The sequence below is a fragment of the Microbacterium sp. 1S1 genome, assembly GCF_008271365.1.
GTDB lineage: Bacteria > Actinomycetota > Actinomycetes > Actinomycetales > Microbacteriaceae > Microbacterium.
Map to the genome: position 1 here is coordinate 402,943 of NZ_CP043430.1, position 13,171 is coordinate 416,113.

The window sequence follows — 13,171 nt, forward strand, 5'->3', positions numbered from 1 at the left end:
TTCGCCGTGGGCATAGCGAGGTCTTGACGGGTTTATCGACAGTCGTTATGTTAACGAAAGTCGATAAACCCGGACAGTCAGGAGGAGCTCATGCTCGCCACAGGAAGACGCCCCTCGCTCGCCGACGGCGTCGCACTCGGGCTCATCGCGACCGGCGCCGTCAGCGTCGGGATCGGCGCCGTCGTCGCCGTCGCGCAGGCCGCCGGTGCACTGTTCTCTCCGTCGCCGACGGTCGCGATGCCGGTGCACGACGTCGACCTCTCCGCCCTGGACGGCGTGGTCGGGGTCGAGAGCGCCACCGTGGACTCCGCCCTCGTCACGCTCACCGCGCCTTCCACGAGCGCCCGCTGGCTGCTACTGCTCGAGACGGCGCTCCCCGCGCTCGCCACCGTGGCGCTGTGCGCGGTGGTCTGGTGGCTGGGCGTCTCCCTCATCCGCTCCCGACCGTTCCGCGCCTCCCTCGGGTGGATGTTCGCCGTCGCCGCCTGCCTGCTGATGGCGGGCACCCTGTTCGGGCAGCTCGCCGGGGGCATCGGCCGCGCCGAGATCGTGAAGGATCTCGCCGCGACCGACCCCGCGGTCGAGGACGTGCTGTGGGCGCTGCTCATGGAGTTCGATCTCGCACCCGTGGGGTGGGCGTTCGCCCTGGCTCTCGTGGCAGGCGTCTTCACCATCGGCCGCCGTCTGCAGCGCGACACGGAGGGACTGGTCTGATGGCCACCGACACCGCCACCCGCTCCGAGCGGGCCGACGCGATCACCGTCATCCTCTACGCGGCCGCGGCTCTCGTGACCGTCGGCCTCGCGACGATGCTGCGCGTCGCCGGCACCTTCCGGGACGCCGGGATCGCGTGGTCGATCCCCATCGACGAACAGCCGATCTCGGCGACCACGGATTCCGGTCAGATCTCCGTCGAGGGCATCGCGCAGGAAGCGATGGTCTTCGCGACCGGAGTGAACGGCGTCTCGATCGCCGCCATCGTCGCGGCCATCGCACTGTGGGTCCTGGCCGCCGTCGCCATCATCGGCGCGGTGACGCTCGTCGCCTGGAACTTCCTCCGCGGCCGGTTCTTCGTGCCGGGCAACGCACGCGCCTTCGACGTGATCGGCTGGACGCTCGTGCTCGCGCCGATCGCGATCGTGATGCTCGAGACCATGGGGCGGAACGGCGTGACCGCGGCTCTCGGCCTCGGCGACGGGGAGCCCGTCCACCCGATCGAGTTCTGGACGATCGCACCGATCTTCGCCGTCGGGGTGACCGTCGGGTTGATCGCCGTCGCCTTCCGTCGCGGTATCCGGCTACAACAGGAGAAGGTCGTGCTGGAGCGCGACACGGAGGGACTGGTCTGATGATCACGTTCGGCTCGGAGGCCGTCTGGCCCTCGCTGCTCAACACCGGGATCGCGCTCGCGGTCTGTGCCGCGGTCGTCGCCCTCGTGGTCTGGAACAGCCGTCGCCGCGGCAGCCGCACCGTCGCCCTCGATGCGGCGCTCACGCTGTCCGGGTGGTGGATCACGCTCTCCGCACTCGGCGCGATGGTCATCGTCGTCAAGGCGTTCGCGGTGGACGGGGCGGAGCTGCACGGGGCGACGACGGTCTTCCTCGACTGGCCCGCGAGCCTCCCGTGCTCGGAGTACGGCGACAGCACGACGACCATGCTCAGCTGCGGCGGCACGAACCTCTCGGACTTCACCGTGGGCAACGCCTCGCTCGGCCTCCGTCTCCTCGCGGCCGCGGCGCAGCTCAGCACCCTCGCGCTCACCACCGTGCCCGCCGTCGTCCTCGCCCTCATCTGCTTCCATACCCTCCGCGGTCGCGCCTTCTCCCGCACCGTGGGCCGCGCGCTCGTCGGCGGCGCGCTCGCGCTGATGGCTCTCGGGGTTCTTTCCGACCTGCTGAACGGCATCGCCGCCACCGCGGGGCTGCGGGAGGCGTTGCCCGTGGACAGCGAGTGGTATCCGCCGGCGTATCAGCTCACGGTCACACCGCTGCCGTTCGCGGCAGCGCTCGGCCTCCTCGCCCTCGCCGCGGTGTTCCGTCAGGGCATGCGCGTGGAGCAGGAGCGCGCGGCCCTGGAGCGCGAGACGGAGGGGCTGGTGTGAGCCCGGCGGAGAGCGACGACGAGTTCACGGGAATCCACTGCCGTCTCGACGAGCTGCTGGCCGCCCGCGGCATGACCCTGACGGAGCTGAGCGCCGCCGTCGGGGTCAGCATCGTGAACCTGTCGGTGCTGAAGAACGACCGCGCTCGCGCGATCCGTTACTCCACGCTGCGGGCCATCTGCGAGGCGCTCGACTGCGAGGTCGGCGAACTCCTCGTCCTCGCCGATCGCTGACACGCTGACACCGTCGACCCACCCCCTTCCGCGCACCCCGGCCTCTTGCGGACGCGCGCAGGGGGCCGGGACGCACAAAGAGGGGTGGGTCGGCGGGAGGGCGAGCATGGTCACACAGGGGATTGCAAGCCCCTTCTATGAGTCGGCTGTGAGTGGGTACGGTCGCCTCATGACCAGCACCCGCACCCCTTCGCGTCGCGGCCTCCGCCTCCTGGCGATCGTCCCGGCCGCTGCCCTCGCCTTCTCCCTCGCCGCCTGCGCGGGAGAGAGCCGCCCCTCGGTCGATGACGTGGCCGACGGCATCCAGCAGGTCTTCCAAGGCACCGCGCAGGAGGACGCCATGACCGACGAGGCGGCCACGTGCCTCGCGGAGGCACTCGTCGACTCCGACCTCAGCAACGAGACGCTCGGGTACATCGCCGACGGCGAGGACAAGCAGCGCGACGAGGCCGACAAAGCCCTCACGACACAGATCATCCAGGACAATCTCCAGAACTGCGTCACGCCCTGACGGCGGATCGCAGCGAAGGATGACGGCCGTGGGAGGGTGGCCGTCATCCTTCGTCATATCCGCCCAGGGAATTCTCAGGCTCTCCTAGCGTTGAGCCTCATGGCGTGCACCCGGCGCGCCGCGATTCTGGAGTCCCCACCTCAATGAGCACCACCGCACGCGCCCAGAAGGCGCCAGACACCCGCGGGCCGGTCCGGAAGCTGCTGACCTCGTTCGGCTTCCAGATCATCGCCGCCCTCGTCCTCGGCATCGCCGCCGGCCTGATCGGTCGTCAGCTCGGCGCCACGGCCGAGAACCCCACCGGAGTGTCGGCCACACTCGACACGATCGGCAGCTCCTATGTGACGCTGCTCCGCGCGGCCGTCGTCCCGTTGATCTTCACCGCGATCGTCGCGAGCATCTCGAACCTCCGTCGCGTGCAGAACGCCGCACGCCTCGCCGGGCAGACCATCCTGTGGTTCGCGATCACCGCTTTCATCGCGGTCGTCATCGGCATCGTCCTCGGCCTCGTGATCCAGCCGGGCAGCCGCGCCGGCGAGGGCCTGGAGCCGGGCGAGCCGTACACGGTCGGCACCTGGTGGAACTTCCTGCTCGGTCTCATCCCGCAGAACTTCCTCGGCCTGACCGTCAGCACCTCCCCCGGCGCTACCGAGGGCTCGTTCACGTCGAGCGTCGGCTTCAACATCCTCCAGGTGATCGTGGTGGCCGCCGTCGTCGGCATCGCGGCGCTCAAGGCCGGCAAGAAGGCCGAGCCGTTCCTCGTCTTCACCGAGTCGCTGCTCAAGGTCATCCAGCGCGTGCTCTGGTGGATCATCCGCATCGCCCCGCTCGGCACGTTCGGCCTCATCGGCTCCGCCGTCATCAAGTACGGCTGGGAGAAGCTGGCGTCGCTCGGCTGGTTCGCGGCCGCGGTCTACATCGGCCTCGCGCTCGTGCTGTTCGTCGTGTACCCGATCCTGGTCCGCACGCACGGCCTGTCCATCAAGCAGTACTTCTCGGGCGTGTGGCCCGCGGTGCAGCTCGCCTTCGTGAGCCGCTCCTCCATCGGGACGCTGCCGCTCACGGAGCGCGTGACCGAGCGCAACCTCGGCGTGCCCCGCTCCTACGCTTCGTTCGCGGTGCCGCTGGGCGCGACGACGAAGATGGACGGCTGCGCCGCGATCTACCCGGCCATCGCCGCGATCTTCGTCGCGCAGTTCTTCGGCATCGAGCTGAACTTCGTGCAGTACCTGCTGATCGTGATCGTCTCGGTCGTCGGCTCCGCTGCCACCGCCGGCACCACGGGTGCGGTCGTCATGCTCACGCTGACGCTGTCCACCCTGGGACTGCCGCTCGAGGGCGTCGGCCTGCTCCTCGCGATCGACCCGATCCTCGACATGGGCCGCACGGCCGTGAACGTCGCGGGTCAGGCGCTCGTCCCCGCGATCGTCGCGAAGCGCGAGGGCATCCTGGACGAGGAGCTCTACAACGCACCGCGCGAGGGCCTGCCCTTCGCCGATGACTCCGGCGACGACGCACCCGAGGCGCCCGCCACCTCCGCCCCGGAGCCCGCCAGCACCCGCTGAGCCCGGTCGCGCACAGAGCGCCCCACCCTCCTTCGGGAGGTGGGGCGCTCTTCGTATCCCCGCACCTCCGCCGACCCACCCCTTTTCGTGCGTCCCGGCCCCTTGCGTGCGACCGGAAGGGGCCGGGACGAACGGAAAAGGGGTGGGTCGGCGGGAAGGGGAGTCAGTTGCGGCTCAGGGGGCGGGTCGCGCCGCGGGTGTCGAGGGCGAGCTCCTCGGCATCCATCGCGGCCAGCAGCTCGCGCATGACCTCCTCGTCGAGCTCCCCGGCGTCACGCTCGGCCACGAGGATCTCCCGCCGCACCTGCAACCACCCCTTCGTGAGCGCGACCAGGTCGTCGTAGGAGGGGCGCGCGACCGTGTCCTCCACCTCCTGCGCGTCGTCGGTGTCCTTCTCCACCCGGGTCATGCGCTTGGTGAACGCGTCGAACATGCCGAGGTCCACCTCGCCGTGCTTCTGCTCCCACTCCCGACGCTTCTCGGCGAGATAGGCCTTGCCCGCTTCTCGGCTCTTGGCCTTGACGTTCCGCAGAGCGGCCGCGTCCTCCTCCCGCTCCTCGTCCCCCGCGATCTGCAGACGGCGGATGAGCAGTGGCAGCGTGAGCCCCTGCAGGAGAAGCGTGCCCACCGTGACGATGAAGGCGACGACGACGATGGCGTGCGCCGCCTCCGTGTCGAGCCCAGCGAGGTCGGCAGCGGCCACCGCGATCGCGAGGGTCACCACACCCCGCATGCCCGCCCACGAGATGACGGCGTTGTCCTTCCAGGTCAGCCGGAGACCCGCCATCCGCTCCCGCACGATCTGCGTCCGCAGCTCGTCCGTGCTGTGGTCGCGCCAGCGCCGGGACCGGCGGCGACGTTCATCGAACTCCCCGGACGCGATACCGCGGTCCATACGGGCGAGCCGACGACGGTCCTGGAAGTTCGACCAGGCGCTGATCGGGTAGATGTAGAGCGGCCGCACCACGAGCACCACCAGGAGCACGGCGCCGGAGAGCAGGAGGATGTGCCCCACCGACTCGCTGCCGAGGTCGCTGAGCACCCTCGGGAACTGGAGGCCGATGTAGGCGAACACGAAGCTCTCCAGCAGCAGGTCGGCGGACAGCCACAGCGGCGCCTCCTGTTGCCGGGTCGTGTAGTCGGTGCGAGGGGCGTTGAAGCCGACGAAGAGCCCCATCGCCACGACCGCGAGGACGCCCGACCCCTGCAGGTGCTCCGCGATGCCGTAGGCGCCGAACGGCGCGAGCAGGCCGAAGGTCCCGATCACGACCGGGTCGCCGATCCGCATCCGGAGCTGATGCAGCACGACCCCGAAGACGAGGCCGATGCCCACGCCCACCCCCACGGCCAGAAGGAACTGCCAGACGCCACCCCAGACCGAGACCGTGGCACCGGCGAGGATCGCGGCGAACACGCGGTACAGCGTGAGAGAGGTCGCGTCGTTGATGAGACTCTCGCCCGACAGCACCGTCATGATGCGACGGGGCAGACCGAGACGACGACCGATCGCCGCCGCCGACACCGCGTCGGGCGGGGCCACGATCGCCCCGAGCAGCAGCGCGCCCGGAAGCGTGAGCGACGGCAGGATCAGCCAGGCCACGAGTCCGACGGCCAGCGCGGTGAGCAGCACGAGCCAGATCCCCAGGCGGCGGATCTGGGGGAGGCTGCGTTTGAACCCGACGAACGACACGTCCAGCGCCGCGGAGTACAGCAGCGGCGGCAGCACGAGGCTCAGCAGCAGGTGTCCGTCGACGTCGAGCTCCGGTACGAACGGGAGGAAGGACGCGGCGAGGGCGACGACGGTCACGAGCAGCGGTGCGGGCCAGCCGCGTGAACGCGCGACGGCGGCGACGGCGACCGCTCCGACGAGGACGTAGAAGATCCCGGCTTCCATGCGGAAAGCGTAGCGGCGACGCCGGCGCGCCCCGCGCCTCCGCTGTGCCTTCGGACACGCGCGGAGGGGACGCGAAAGTCACGGGGTGCCGGGCTGGTCCCGTGCGGAGCTCTCCGCGTCGAGCGCCTCGCGGAGGTCGGCGTTCTCGTCCTGCAGGTCGAGGACCCGCGCGATCCCGGCGATGTTGATGCCGTCGCCGCGCAGCTCCGCCGCCCGGCGCAGTCGCCTGATGTCGTCGTCGCTGAACCGGCGGGTGCCGCCGTCGCTGCGGGCCGGTGCGACGAGCCCCTTGCTCTCGAACAGCCGGATCGTCGCCTCGGGGAGGTCGACGAGCTGAGCGGCCACGGCGATGCCGTAGAGCGGGGTTCGCGAGTCGCGTGTGGTCATCCGGATGTCCTCGGTTCGGGGTTGCGCGATTCCTGATGCTGTTCTATAACAAATCTATACCTCAAGTGCAGATAATCTGCACACCACCTCAGCCCTTCGCAGGGCCGCACGAAAGGAGAAACCCCTCATGGCACTGACCTTCGATCCCTTCAGCCAGCTCGATCGCTTCGCCGCGAGCGTGCTGGACTCCGTTCGCGCACCCCGGTCGATGCCCGTGGACCTGTACCGGGACGGCGATCGCTACATCCTGCACGCCGACCTCCCCGGCGCCGATCCCGGCTCCATCGACGTCGACCTCGACGGTGGCCAGCTCACGATCCGCGCGCAGCGCACGGCCGACACCCGCGAGGGCGTCCGTTGGCTGGCGCGGGAGCGCGGAGCGGGGTCGTTCCTGCGCCAGTTCTCGCTCGGCGACGGCGTCGACCTCGACAACATCAGCGCCTCCTACGAGAGCGGCGTGCTGTCGGTCGTCATCCCGGTGAGCGAGCGGGCGAAGCCGCGCAAGATCGTGGTCGAGTCCGGCGAGCAGCGCCAGGCGATCGACGCGTGAGCATCCGGGGGCGGCGCCGTCGCGCCGCCCCCTCTTCCTCCTTCTCTTCTCGCAGAAAGGACGTCCCATGGCTCTCTCTTCCTCCCTCGACCGCTTCCTCGCCGGCATGGAATACCCCGCGACCCGCGACGACCTCCTGCGCGAGGCCGCACGCGAGGGGCTTCCCGTTGACGACTGCGCGGCCCTGCACGAGCTGCCGGAGCAGAGCTTCAGCGCGGCCTGGCTCATCCGGTACCGCCTCGCTCGCCTGGCGATCGCCGATGCACTCCAGCCCGCGGCGCCGCTCGCCGCCTAGGGAATGCGGGAGCGGCCGGCCAGGTTGCACCCGGAGATGAACGACGTCGCACTCTCCGCCCTCGACCTCGTGCCGGTCCGCTCCGGCCAGACCAGCGCCGAGGCCATCTCCGCCTCCCTCGCCCTCGCCGAGACCGCCGACCGACTCGGCTACCGGCGCTTCTGGTTCGCCGAGCACCACAACATGCCGGCGGTCGCGTCGACCACTCCTCCGGTCCTCATCGCGGCGGCCGCCACCCGCACCTCCCGGATCCGGCTGGGTTCGGGCGGCGTCATGCTGCCCAACCACGCCCCCCTGATCGTGGCCGAGCAGTTCGCCGCGCTCGAAGCCATCGCGCCGGGGCGCATCGACCTTGGCCTCGGCCGGGCCGCGGGCAGCGACCCCGTCATCACCCAGCTTCTCCGCGGATCCGGGACGACGAGCGACGTCGAGCAGTTCCCACGCCATGTGCAGGACATCGCCGCCCTCTTCACCGCGGACGGCGCCACCGTGCGTTTCACCTCCGGCGGCGAGTACACCGTGCGCGCCACGCCGGCCGCGACCGGGGTTCCCGACGTCTGGCTGCTCGGGTCGAGCGACTACTCCGCGCAGCTCGCCGCCTCCCTCGGCCTCCCGTACGTGTTCGCGAACCACTTCTCCGGGCAGGGCCTCGAACGGGCCCTCGACCTCTACCGCACAAACTACCGTCCGAGCGAGGAGCACCCGGAGCCGCGCACCTTCCTCACGGTCAACGCCGTCGCCGCGCCGACCGTGGAGGAAGCCGAGGCCCGAGCGCTCCCGCAGCTGCGGATGATGGCTCGGCTCCGGCTCAACCAGCCCCTCGTGGCCCTCGAGACGGTCGAGCAGGCTCTCGCCGCAGCGCACGATGCCGCGACCGATCAGGTGGTCGAGGCTGCGCGGTCCCGGTGGTTCGTCGGTACCGGTGACTCTGTGGCCGCCGAGGTGCGCGGGTTCGCCGAGCGGTACGGCGTCGACGAGGTCATGCTCTCCCCCGTCGCCGGGGCGTACGACGCGGAGCCCCGTGACGCAGCCGCCGGCCGTGCCCGGACGCTGGAGCTCGTCGCGGGATCCTGAGCCGTCGCGGGACCCTGAGCCGTCGCGGGATCCTGAGCCGTCGCGGATCCCGAGCCGTCGCGGGATCGATATCGCCCCCCGACCTGCCTCGCGCGGCGCATTTCTGATCCCGCTCCCGGTTCCCTCCTCGGTGCGGGATCGATAACGGTCGCCGGCCGGGTCCATGAGGCCCCTTTTCGATCTCGCGAGCCTCCCGCCCCCTCCCTCACAAACGCCCGCGGATTCGGGTTGTCCCCAGACGCCGGGCGGCAATGATGGTCTCGCCCGGGGTCGGGGCACACCGCGACCAGCATGGACGGATGCGACACCGGATTCCGCTCCCGCCCGACCTCGGCCCTCACTTCGCGGTCCGCGACGCCGCAGCCATCGGGGTGGGCCGGAAGAGATACTCCAGCCGAGACCTCGTGCGGCCGTTCGCGGGAGTGCGGTCGACGGCGGAACCCGTCACCTTCGACGACCGGGTGGCCTCCTACCGACCGCGGCTCCGGCAGGGTCAGTCCTTCGCCGGACGCACCGCCCTGAGACTGTGGGGGCTCCCCATGCCCTTTCGCTGGGCGCCGGGCGAGCCCCTGGATGTGGCCGTGCCTACCGGGACGTCTCCTCCCCGGACCGTCGGCGTCCGAGGGCGCCGGATCGCCCCCGGGCGGGCCGACACCTGGCACGTCCTCGGAGTACCGACGGTCGATCCGGTCAGCGCGCTGTTCCTGTGCGCGCGTGAGTTCGTGCCGGTGGCGACGGTCGCCACGCTCGATGCCCTGCTCACCGCGTCCGACGTCTACCCGGGCCTGCGGACCGGGCGGCCCGTCGCGACCGTCGAGAGCATCGAGCGACACCTGGCGCGCTGGGGGCGCTTCCCTGGATGCGGTCGAATACGCGATGCTCTGCCGCTAGCACGGCCGGGTGTCGAATCCCCGAAGGAGACGGAAACCCGTCTGCTCCTCACGACCTTCGGCCTTCCGGAGCCTTCCATCCAGCATGTCGTCTCCGTCGACGGGCGCTTCCTCGCCCGCGTCGACCTCGCCTACCCGGAACACCGCATCGCGATCGAGTACGAAGGCGACGGACATCGAACGGACCGTGACCAGTGGCGGACCGACATCCGGCGCCAGCGCGACCTCGAGGACCACGGTTGGCTCGTGATCCGGGTCACCGAGCTCGATCTGCGCGACGGTGGCGGGGCCCTCGCCGCACGCGTGCGCCGAGCGATCGCCCTCCACCCGGTCCGCGCGCACGGCTGAGCGCGGCGCCTCTCCTCGAGCAGCGGAGAGCGCCCCTTCTTCGAAGGGCTGGCTTCCGGTCGTACCGAGGCGTAGCCTCAGCGGCAGAGAGAGGGGTTCGACGATGAGCACCAAGACACTCGCACTCTGGGTGGCCTACGGCATGAACGGCGTGGTGGGCAGCATCCGTCACGACGAGAACGGCTATGTGGTGACCATGGCGGGGGCGGACGCGGCGGCCGGGACCTATCCCAGCCTCGCCTCCGCGAAGGGCGCGCTACACGCGCGCATGCTGCCGGGCAGCGCCTGGCCGCGGTTCCAGGAGCACTGACCGCGCGACCTCACGGGATCGCACCGAGTCACCCCAGGTGGTCCGGGTGGGCATCCGATCCCGCGACCCGGTGGGGCTCGGTGCCGGATGGAAGACGGGCGTTGATCGCGGCGAGGACGTGCGTTATCGATCCCGCGCGTGCGGGCGCGGCACGGCACACGGGTGGGGTCAGGACTCGGGCTCGCCCGAGAGGATGCCGCGGAGCCAATCGCGGGCCTCGATGAAGACGTCGTCGGAGTAACGGTCGGGATACTGCACGATCTGCCGGTCGGCACGGGGGTACGAGCCGAGGAACACCACGCGCGGGCTGAAGCGGCGGATTCCGAGCAGGGCGTCGGCCATCCGCTCGTGCTCGATATGCCCGTCTGCGTCGATGACGAACCGGTATCGGCCGAGCTCGTCGCCGATGGGCCTCGACTCGATGAGCGAGAGGTTGATCCCCCGCGTCGAGAACTGCTCCAGCATCTCCAGGAGCGAACCCGGGTGGTCATGCGGGAGCTCGACGATCAGCGAGGTCTTGTCGGCTCCGGTCGGCGCGGGCGAGCGCGTGGTGCGGGTGACCAGCACGAACCGCGTGACGGCGGCCGCGTTGTCCCCGATGCCCTCCGCCAGCACGTCGACGTCGTAGTGCTGGACGATCCCCGGCGCGGCGATCGCGGCCTGCGCGGGCGAGGTGCCGTCGAGGACGCCGATCGCCGACGCGACGTTGCTGGCCGCCGGAACGTGCGAATGCGTCGGGAGGTGTTCGCCGAGCCAGCCGTGGCACTGTGCGTACGCGACGGGGTGCGCGGCGATGACTTCCACCTGGTCGAGGGTGGTCCCCCGCGGTGCCACGAGGACGAAGTTCACCTTCACCAGGTACTCGCCGATGATGCGGAGCCCTGGCAGGGTCGCCAGCGCGTCTTGGGTGGTGGAGACGCCGCCCTCGATGGAGTTCTCGATCGCGATCATGGCCGCATCGCTGCGTCCCTCGAGCACGTCCGCGAGCGCTTCGCCCACGTTGTGCACGGGCCGCCATTCCTGGCCCCTGGCCTCCGCCACCTGGTCGAGCGCCGCCTCCGTGAAGGTTCCGGCTGGTCCGAGATAGCTGTAGGTGCGGCGAGCGGTCACGGCGTTCAGCCTATCCCTCGGTGACTCATCGCATTCCCGCATGTCAAGGCGGATGCGCGTATCGATCACACCGGGCAGACTGAGACCATGAGCAGCCGTGCCGGCCTCCCCGCGGAGGAAAGTGACCTGATCGACGTCGACGAGCTGATCGCCGCCTACTACGACCGCGTACCGAACCCGGACGTCGTCGCCGAGCGGGTGGCCTTCGGTACCAGCGGACACCGAGGCTCCTCGCTCACCAACAGCTTCAACGAACACCACATCCTCGCGACCACCCAGGCCATCGTCGACTACCGCGCAGCGCAGGGCATCACGGGCCCGCTCTTCCTCGGTCGCGACACGCACGCCCTGTCCCTCCCGGCCGAGCGCAGCGCCATCGAGGTCCTGCTTGCGAACGGGGTGGACGTTCGTGTCGACGCCAGAGACTCGTGGGTGCCGACGCCGGCACTGAGTCACGCGATCCTCACCTACAACCGCGGGCGCGCCGCCGATGACCCGGGCCGGGCCGACGGCATCGTCGTCACCCCGTCGCACAACCCGCCCCGCGACGGCGGCTTCAAGTACAACCCGCCGCACGGGGGGCCGGCCGACACCGATGCGACGGGCTGGATCGCCGAGCGCGCCAACCAGCTCATCGCCGGCGGCCTTGCCGAGGTTCGTCGTGAGCGCTTCGCCGACGTGGACTGGGACGCGATCACCGGCTACGACTTCCGTGACGCGTACGTCCGCGACCTCCCCTCGATCATCGACTTCGAGGCGATCCGTCGCGCTGGCGTGCGAATCGGCGCCGATCCCCTGGGCGGTGCGTCGGTGGAGTACTGGTCGCTGATCGCGGAGGTGCACGATCTGGACCTCACTGTCGTGAACCCGGAGGTCGACCCCACCTGGCGCTTCATGACGCTCGACTGGGACGAGAAGATCCGGATGGATCCGTCCTCCCCCTCGGCCATGGCCGCGCTGGTGGCGAAGAAGGGCGACTACGACATCCTCACCGGGAACGACGCCGACGCGGACCGCCACGGTATCGTCACCCCGGACGCCGGGCTGATGAATCCGAACCACTACCTGGCCGTCGCGATCGACTACCTCTTCTCGCACCGCGAGCACTGGCCGCGCGATGCCGCGGTGGGCAAGACGCTCGTGTCGTCCATGATCATCGACCGGGTCGCTGACTCGCTGGGCCGGCGCCTGCTGGAGGTCCCGGTGGGCTTCAAGTGGTTCGTGCCCGGACTGCTCGACGGCTCTGTCGCATTCGGCGGCGAGGAGTCAGCGGGCGCTTCCTTCCTCCGTCACGACGGTTCCGTGTGGTCGACCGACAAGGACGGCATCCTCCTCTGTCTGCTCGCGGCGGAGATTCTCGCCGTGACGGGGAAGACTCCGTCGGAGCGCTACGCGGAGCTGGAGGACGCCTTCGGGTCGTCCGCGTATCAGCGCGTCGATGCGCCGGCGACACCCGAGCAGAAGGCCACGCTCGGCAAGCTCGCCCCGGAATCGGTGACGGCGACGACACTCGCCGGCGAGGACATCACGGCGAAGCTCTCACATGCTCCGGGCAACGGCGCGGCGATCGGCGGACTCAAGGTGCAGACGCCGCACGCGTGGTTCGCCGCACGACCGTCCGGCACCGAAGACGTCTACAAGCTCTACGCCGAGAGCCTGCGCGGCCCGGAGCACCTCGCCGAAGTGCAGGCCGAGGCCCGCGCGGTGGTCTCCGCTGCCCTCGGCGACTGACACCCCCTCCCCGCTTCGCGGGATCGAAACCGCTCCCCTCGGCAGCCGTCGGGGGGAGTTTTCGATCCCGCCCCCGCACCGCCCGAGCCCGGACGGGGTTGCGGGTTCAAGAACGTTCCTCTCCCGCGCCTCAGGGGTCCGTTTTTGATCCCGCAAGCGGGGACGGGCGGGA

Annotated in this window: 15 protein-coding genes; 12 read left to right on the forward strand and 3 right to left on the reverse strand. The window is 70.4% G+C overall.

All coding sequences use genetic code 11. The features are described from left to right. The first annotated feature begins 90 nt into the window (after positions 1-90). The 6 genes from FY549_RS02135 to FY549_RS02160 all read left to right on the forward strand — a co-directional run bounded on the left by FY549_RS02135 (position 91) and on the right by FY549_RS02160 (position 4,410). Positions 91-714, forward strand: coding sequence for a hypothetical protein (locus FY549_RS02135; protein WP_149083621.1), 624 nt, complete (start codon positions 91-93; stop codon positions 712-714). Beyond that, positions 714-1,349 (forward strand): hypothetical protein, encoded by a 636-nt coding sequence (locus FY549_RS02140; RefSeq protein WP_149083622.1) that lies wholly within the window; start codon positions 714-716, stop codon positions 1,347-1,349. Before FY549_RS02135 ends, FY549_RS02140 begins: the two co-directional genes overlap by 1 nt. Continuing rightward, positions 1,349-2,101 (forward strand): hypothetical protein, encoded by a 753-nt coding sequence (locus FY549_RS02145; protein WP_149083623.1) that lies wholly within the window; start codon positions 1,349-1,351, stop codon positions 2,099-2,101. Before FY549_RS02140 ends, FY549_RS02145 begins: the two co-directional genes overlap by 1 nt. After that, on the forward strand, positions 2,098-2,334 hold the full coding sequence (locus tag FY549_RS02150; RefSeq protein WP_149083624.1) for a helix-turn-helix domain-containing protein: 237 nt from the start codon (positions 2,098-2,100) through the stop codon (positions 2,332-2,334). Before FY549_RS02145 ends, FY549_RS02150 begins: the two co-directional genes overlap by 4 nt. Positions 2,335-2,503: 169 nt before the next feature. Then, positions 2,504-2,845: a hypothetical protein gene (locus FY549_RS02155; protein WP_149083625.1), complete on the forward strand. Its 342-nt coding sequence runs from the start codon at positions 2,504-2,506 to the stop codon at positions 2,843-2,845. Between the two features lie 143 nt (positions 2,846-2,988). Beyond that, on the forward strand, positions 2,989-4,410 hold the full coding sequence (locus FY549_RS02160) for a dicarboxylate/amino acid:cation symporter (RefSeq protein WP_187614908.1): 1,422 nt from the start codon (positions 2,989-2,991) through the stop codon (positions 4,408-4,410). Between the two features lie 163 nt (positions 4,411-4,573). On the opposite strand, the gene FY549_RS02165 is transcribed toward FY549_RS02160, so the two are convergent. Together FY549_RS02165 and FY549_RS02170 are read right to left on the reverse strand one after the other, a co-directional pair. Further along, positions 4,574-6,304, reverse strand: a complete 1,731-nt coding sequence (locus tag FY549_RS02165; RefSeq protein WP_149083626.1) for a cation:proton antiporter — start codon at positions 6,302-6,304, stop codon at positions 4,574-4,576. A gap of 78 nt (positions 6,305-6,382) precedes the next feature. Next, on the reverse strand, positions 6,383-6,691 hold the full coding sequence (locus FY549_RS02170; protein ID WP_149083627.1) for a MerR family transcriptional regulator: 309 nt from the start codon (positions 6,689-6,691) through the stop codon (positions 6,383-6,385). A gap of 127 nt (positions 6,692-6,818) precedes the next feature. Between FY549_RS02170 and FY549_RS02175 the strand changes: the two genes are divergently transcribed. The 5 genes from FY549_RS02175 (at position 6,819) to FY549_RS02195 (ending at position 10,158) form a co-directional block, all read left to right on the forward strand. After that, positions 6,819-7,241, forward strand: a complete 423-nt coding sequence (locus FY549_RS02175) for an Hsp20/alpha crystallin family protein (protein ID WP_025105470.1) — start codon at positions 6,819-6,821, stop codon at positions 7,239-7,241. Positions 7,242-7,308: 67 nt separating this feature from the next. Then, entirely contained in the window at positions 7,309-7,536 is a 228-nt protein-coding gene (locus FY549_RS02180) for a DUF2795 domain-containing protein (protein ID WP_149083628.1), read from the forward strand. 36 nt (positions 7,537-7,572) lie between these two features. Then, positions 7,573-8,610 (forward strand): LLM class flavin-dependent oxidoreductase, encoded by a 1,038-nt coding sequence (locus FY549_RS02185; RefSeq protein WP_149083629.1) that lies wholly within the window; start codon positions 7,573-7,575, stop codon positions 8,608-8,610. A 299-nt stretch (positions 8,611-8,909) separates the two neighbouring features. Next, complete coding sequence (locus tag FY549_RS02190; RefSeq protein WP_149083630.1) at positions 8,910-9,848, forward strand: endonuclease domain-containing protein; 939 nt, start codon at positions 8,910-8,912, stop codon at positions 9,846-9,848. A gap of 103 nt (positions 9,849-9,951) precedes the next feature. Then, on the forward strand, positions 9,952-10,158 hold the full coding sequence (locus FY549_RS02195; protein WP_149083631.1) for a methyltransferase: 207 nt from the start codon (positions 9,952-9,954) through the stop codon (positions 10,156-10,158). 168 nt (positions 10,159-10,326) lie between these two features. On the opposite strand, the gene pheA is transcribed toward FY549_RS02195, so the two are convergent. After that, positions 10,327-11,310 (reverse strand): prephenate dehydratase, encoded by a 984-nt coding sequence (pheA, locus tag FY549_RS02200; RefSeq protein WP_149085951.1) that lies wholly within the window; start codon positions 11,308-11,310, stop codon positions 10,327-10,329. Between the two features lie 45 nt (positions 11,311-11,355). Between pheA and pgm the strand changes: the two genes are divergently transcribed. Next, positions 11,356-12,999 (forward strand): phosphoglucomutase (alpha-D-glucose-1,6-bisphosphate-dependent), encoded by a 1,644-nt coding sequence (gene pgm, locus FY549_RS02205; RefSeq protein ID WP_149083632.1) that lies wholly within the window; start codon positions 11,356-11,358, stop codon positions 12,997-12,999. Positions 13,000-13,171 lie beyond the last annotated feature (172 nt).

Coding starts and splice junctions, on each gene's coding strand:
- FY549_RS02135 (WP_149083621.1), top strand. CDS start 91: ATGCTCGCCACAGGAAGACGCCCCTCGCTCGCCGACGGCGTCGCACTC.
- FY549_RS02140 (WP_149083622.1), top strand. CDS start 714: ATGGCCACCGACACCGCCACCCGCTCCGAGCGGGCCGACGCGATCACC.
- FY549_RS02145 (WP_149083623.1), top strand. CDS start 1,349: ATGATCACGTTCGGCTCGGAGGCCGTCTGGCCCTCGCTGCTCAACACC.
- FY549_RS02155 (WP_149083625.1), top strand. CDS start 2,504: ATGACCAGCACCCGCACCCCTTCGCGTCGCGGCCTCCGCCTCCTGGCG.
- FY549_RS02160 (WP_187614908.1), top strand. CDS start 2,989: ATGAGCACCACCGCACGCGCCCAGAAGGCGCCAGACACCCGCGGGCCG.
- FY549_RS02165 (WP_149083626.1), bottom strand. CDS start 6,304: ATGGAAGCCGGGATCTTCTACGTCCTCGTCGGAGCGGTCGCCGTCGCC.
- FY549_RS02170 (WP_149083627.1), bottom strand. CDS start 6,691: ATGACCACACGCGACTCGCGAACCCCGCTCTACGGCATCGCCGTGGCC.
- FY549_RS02175 (WP_025105470.1), top strand. CDS start 6,819: ATGGCACTGACCTTCGATCCCTTCAGCCAGCTCGATCGCTTCGCCGCG.
- FY549_RS02180 (WP_149083628.1), top strand. CDS start 7,309: ATGGCTCTCTCTTCCTCCCTCGACCGCTTCCTCGCCGGCATGGAATAC.
- FY549_RS02185 (WP_149083629.1), top strand. CDS start 7,573: ATGAACGACGTCGCACTCTCCGCCCTCGACCTCGTGCCGGTCCGCTCC.
- FY549_RS02190 (WP_149083630.1), top strand. CDS start 8,910: ATGCGACACCGGATTCCGCTCCCGCCCGACCTCGGCCCTCACTTCGCG.
- FY549_RS02195 (WP_149083631.1), top strand. CDS start 9,952: ATGAGCACCAAGACACTCGCACTCTGGGTGGCCTACGGCATGAACGGC.
- pheA (WP_149085951.1), bottom strand. CDS start 11,310: ATGCGGGAATGCGATGAGTCACCGAGGGATAGGCTGAACGCCGTGACC.
- pgm (WP_149083632.1), top strand. CDS start 11,356: ATGAGCAGCCGTGCCGGCCTCCCCGCGGAGGAAAGTGACCTGATCGAC.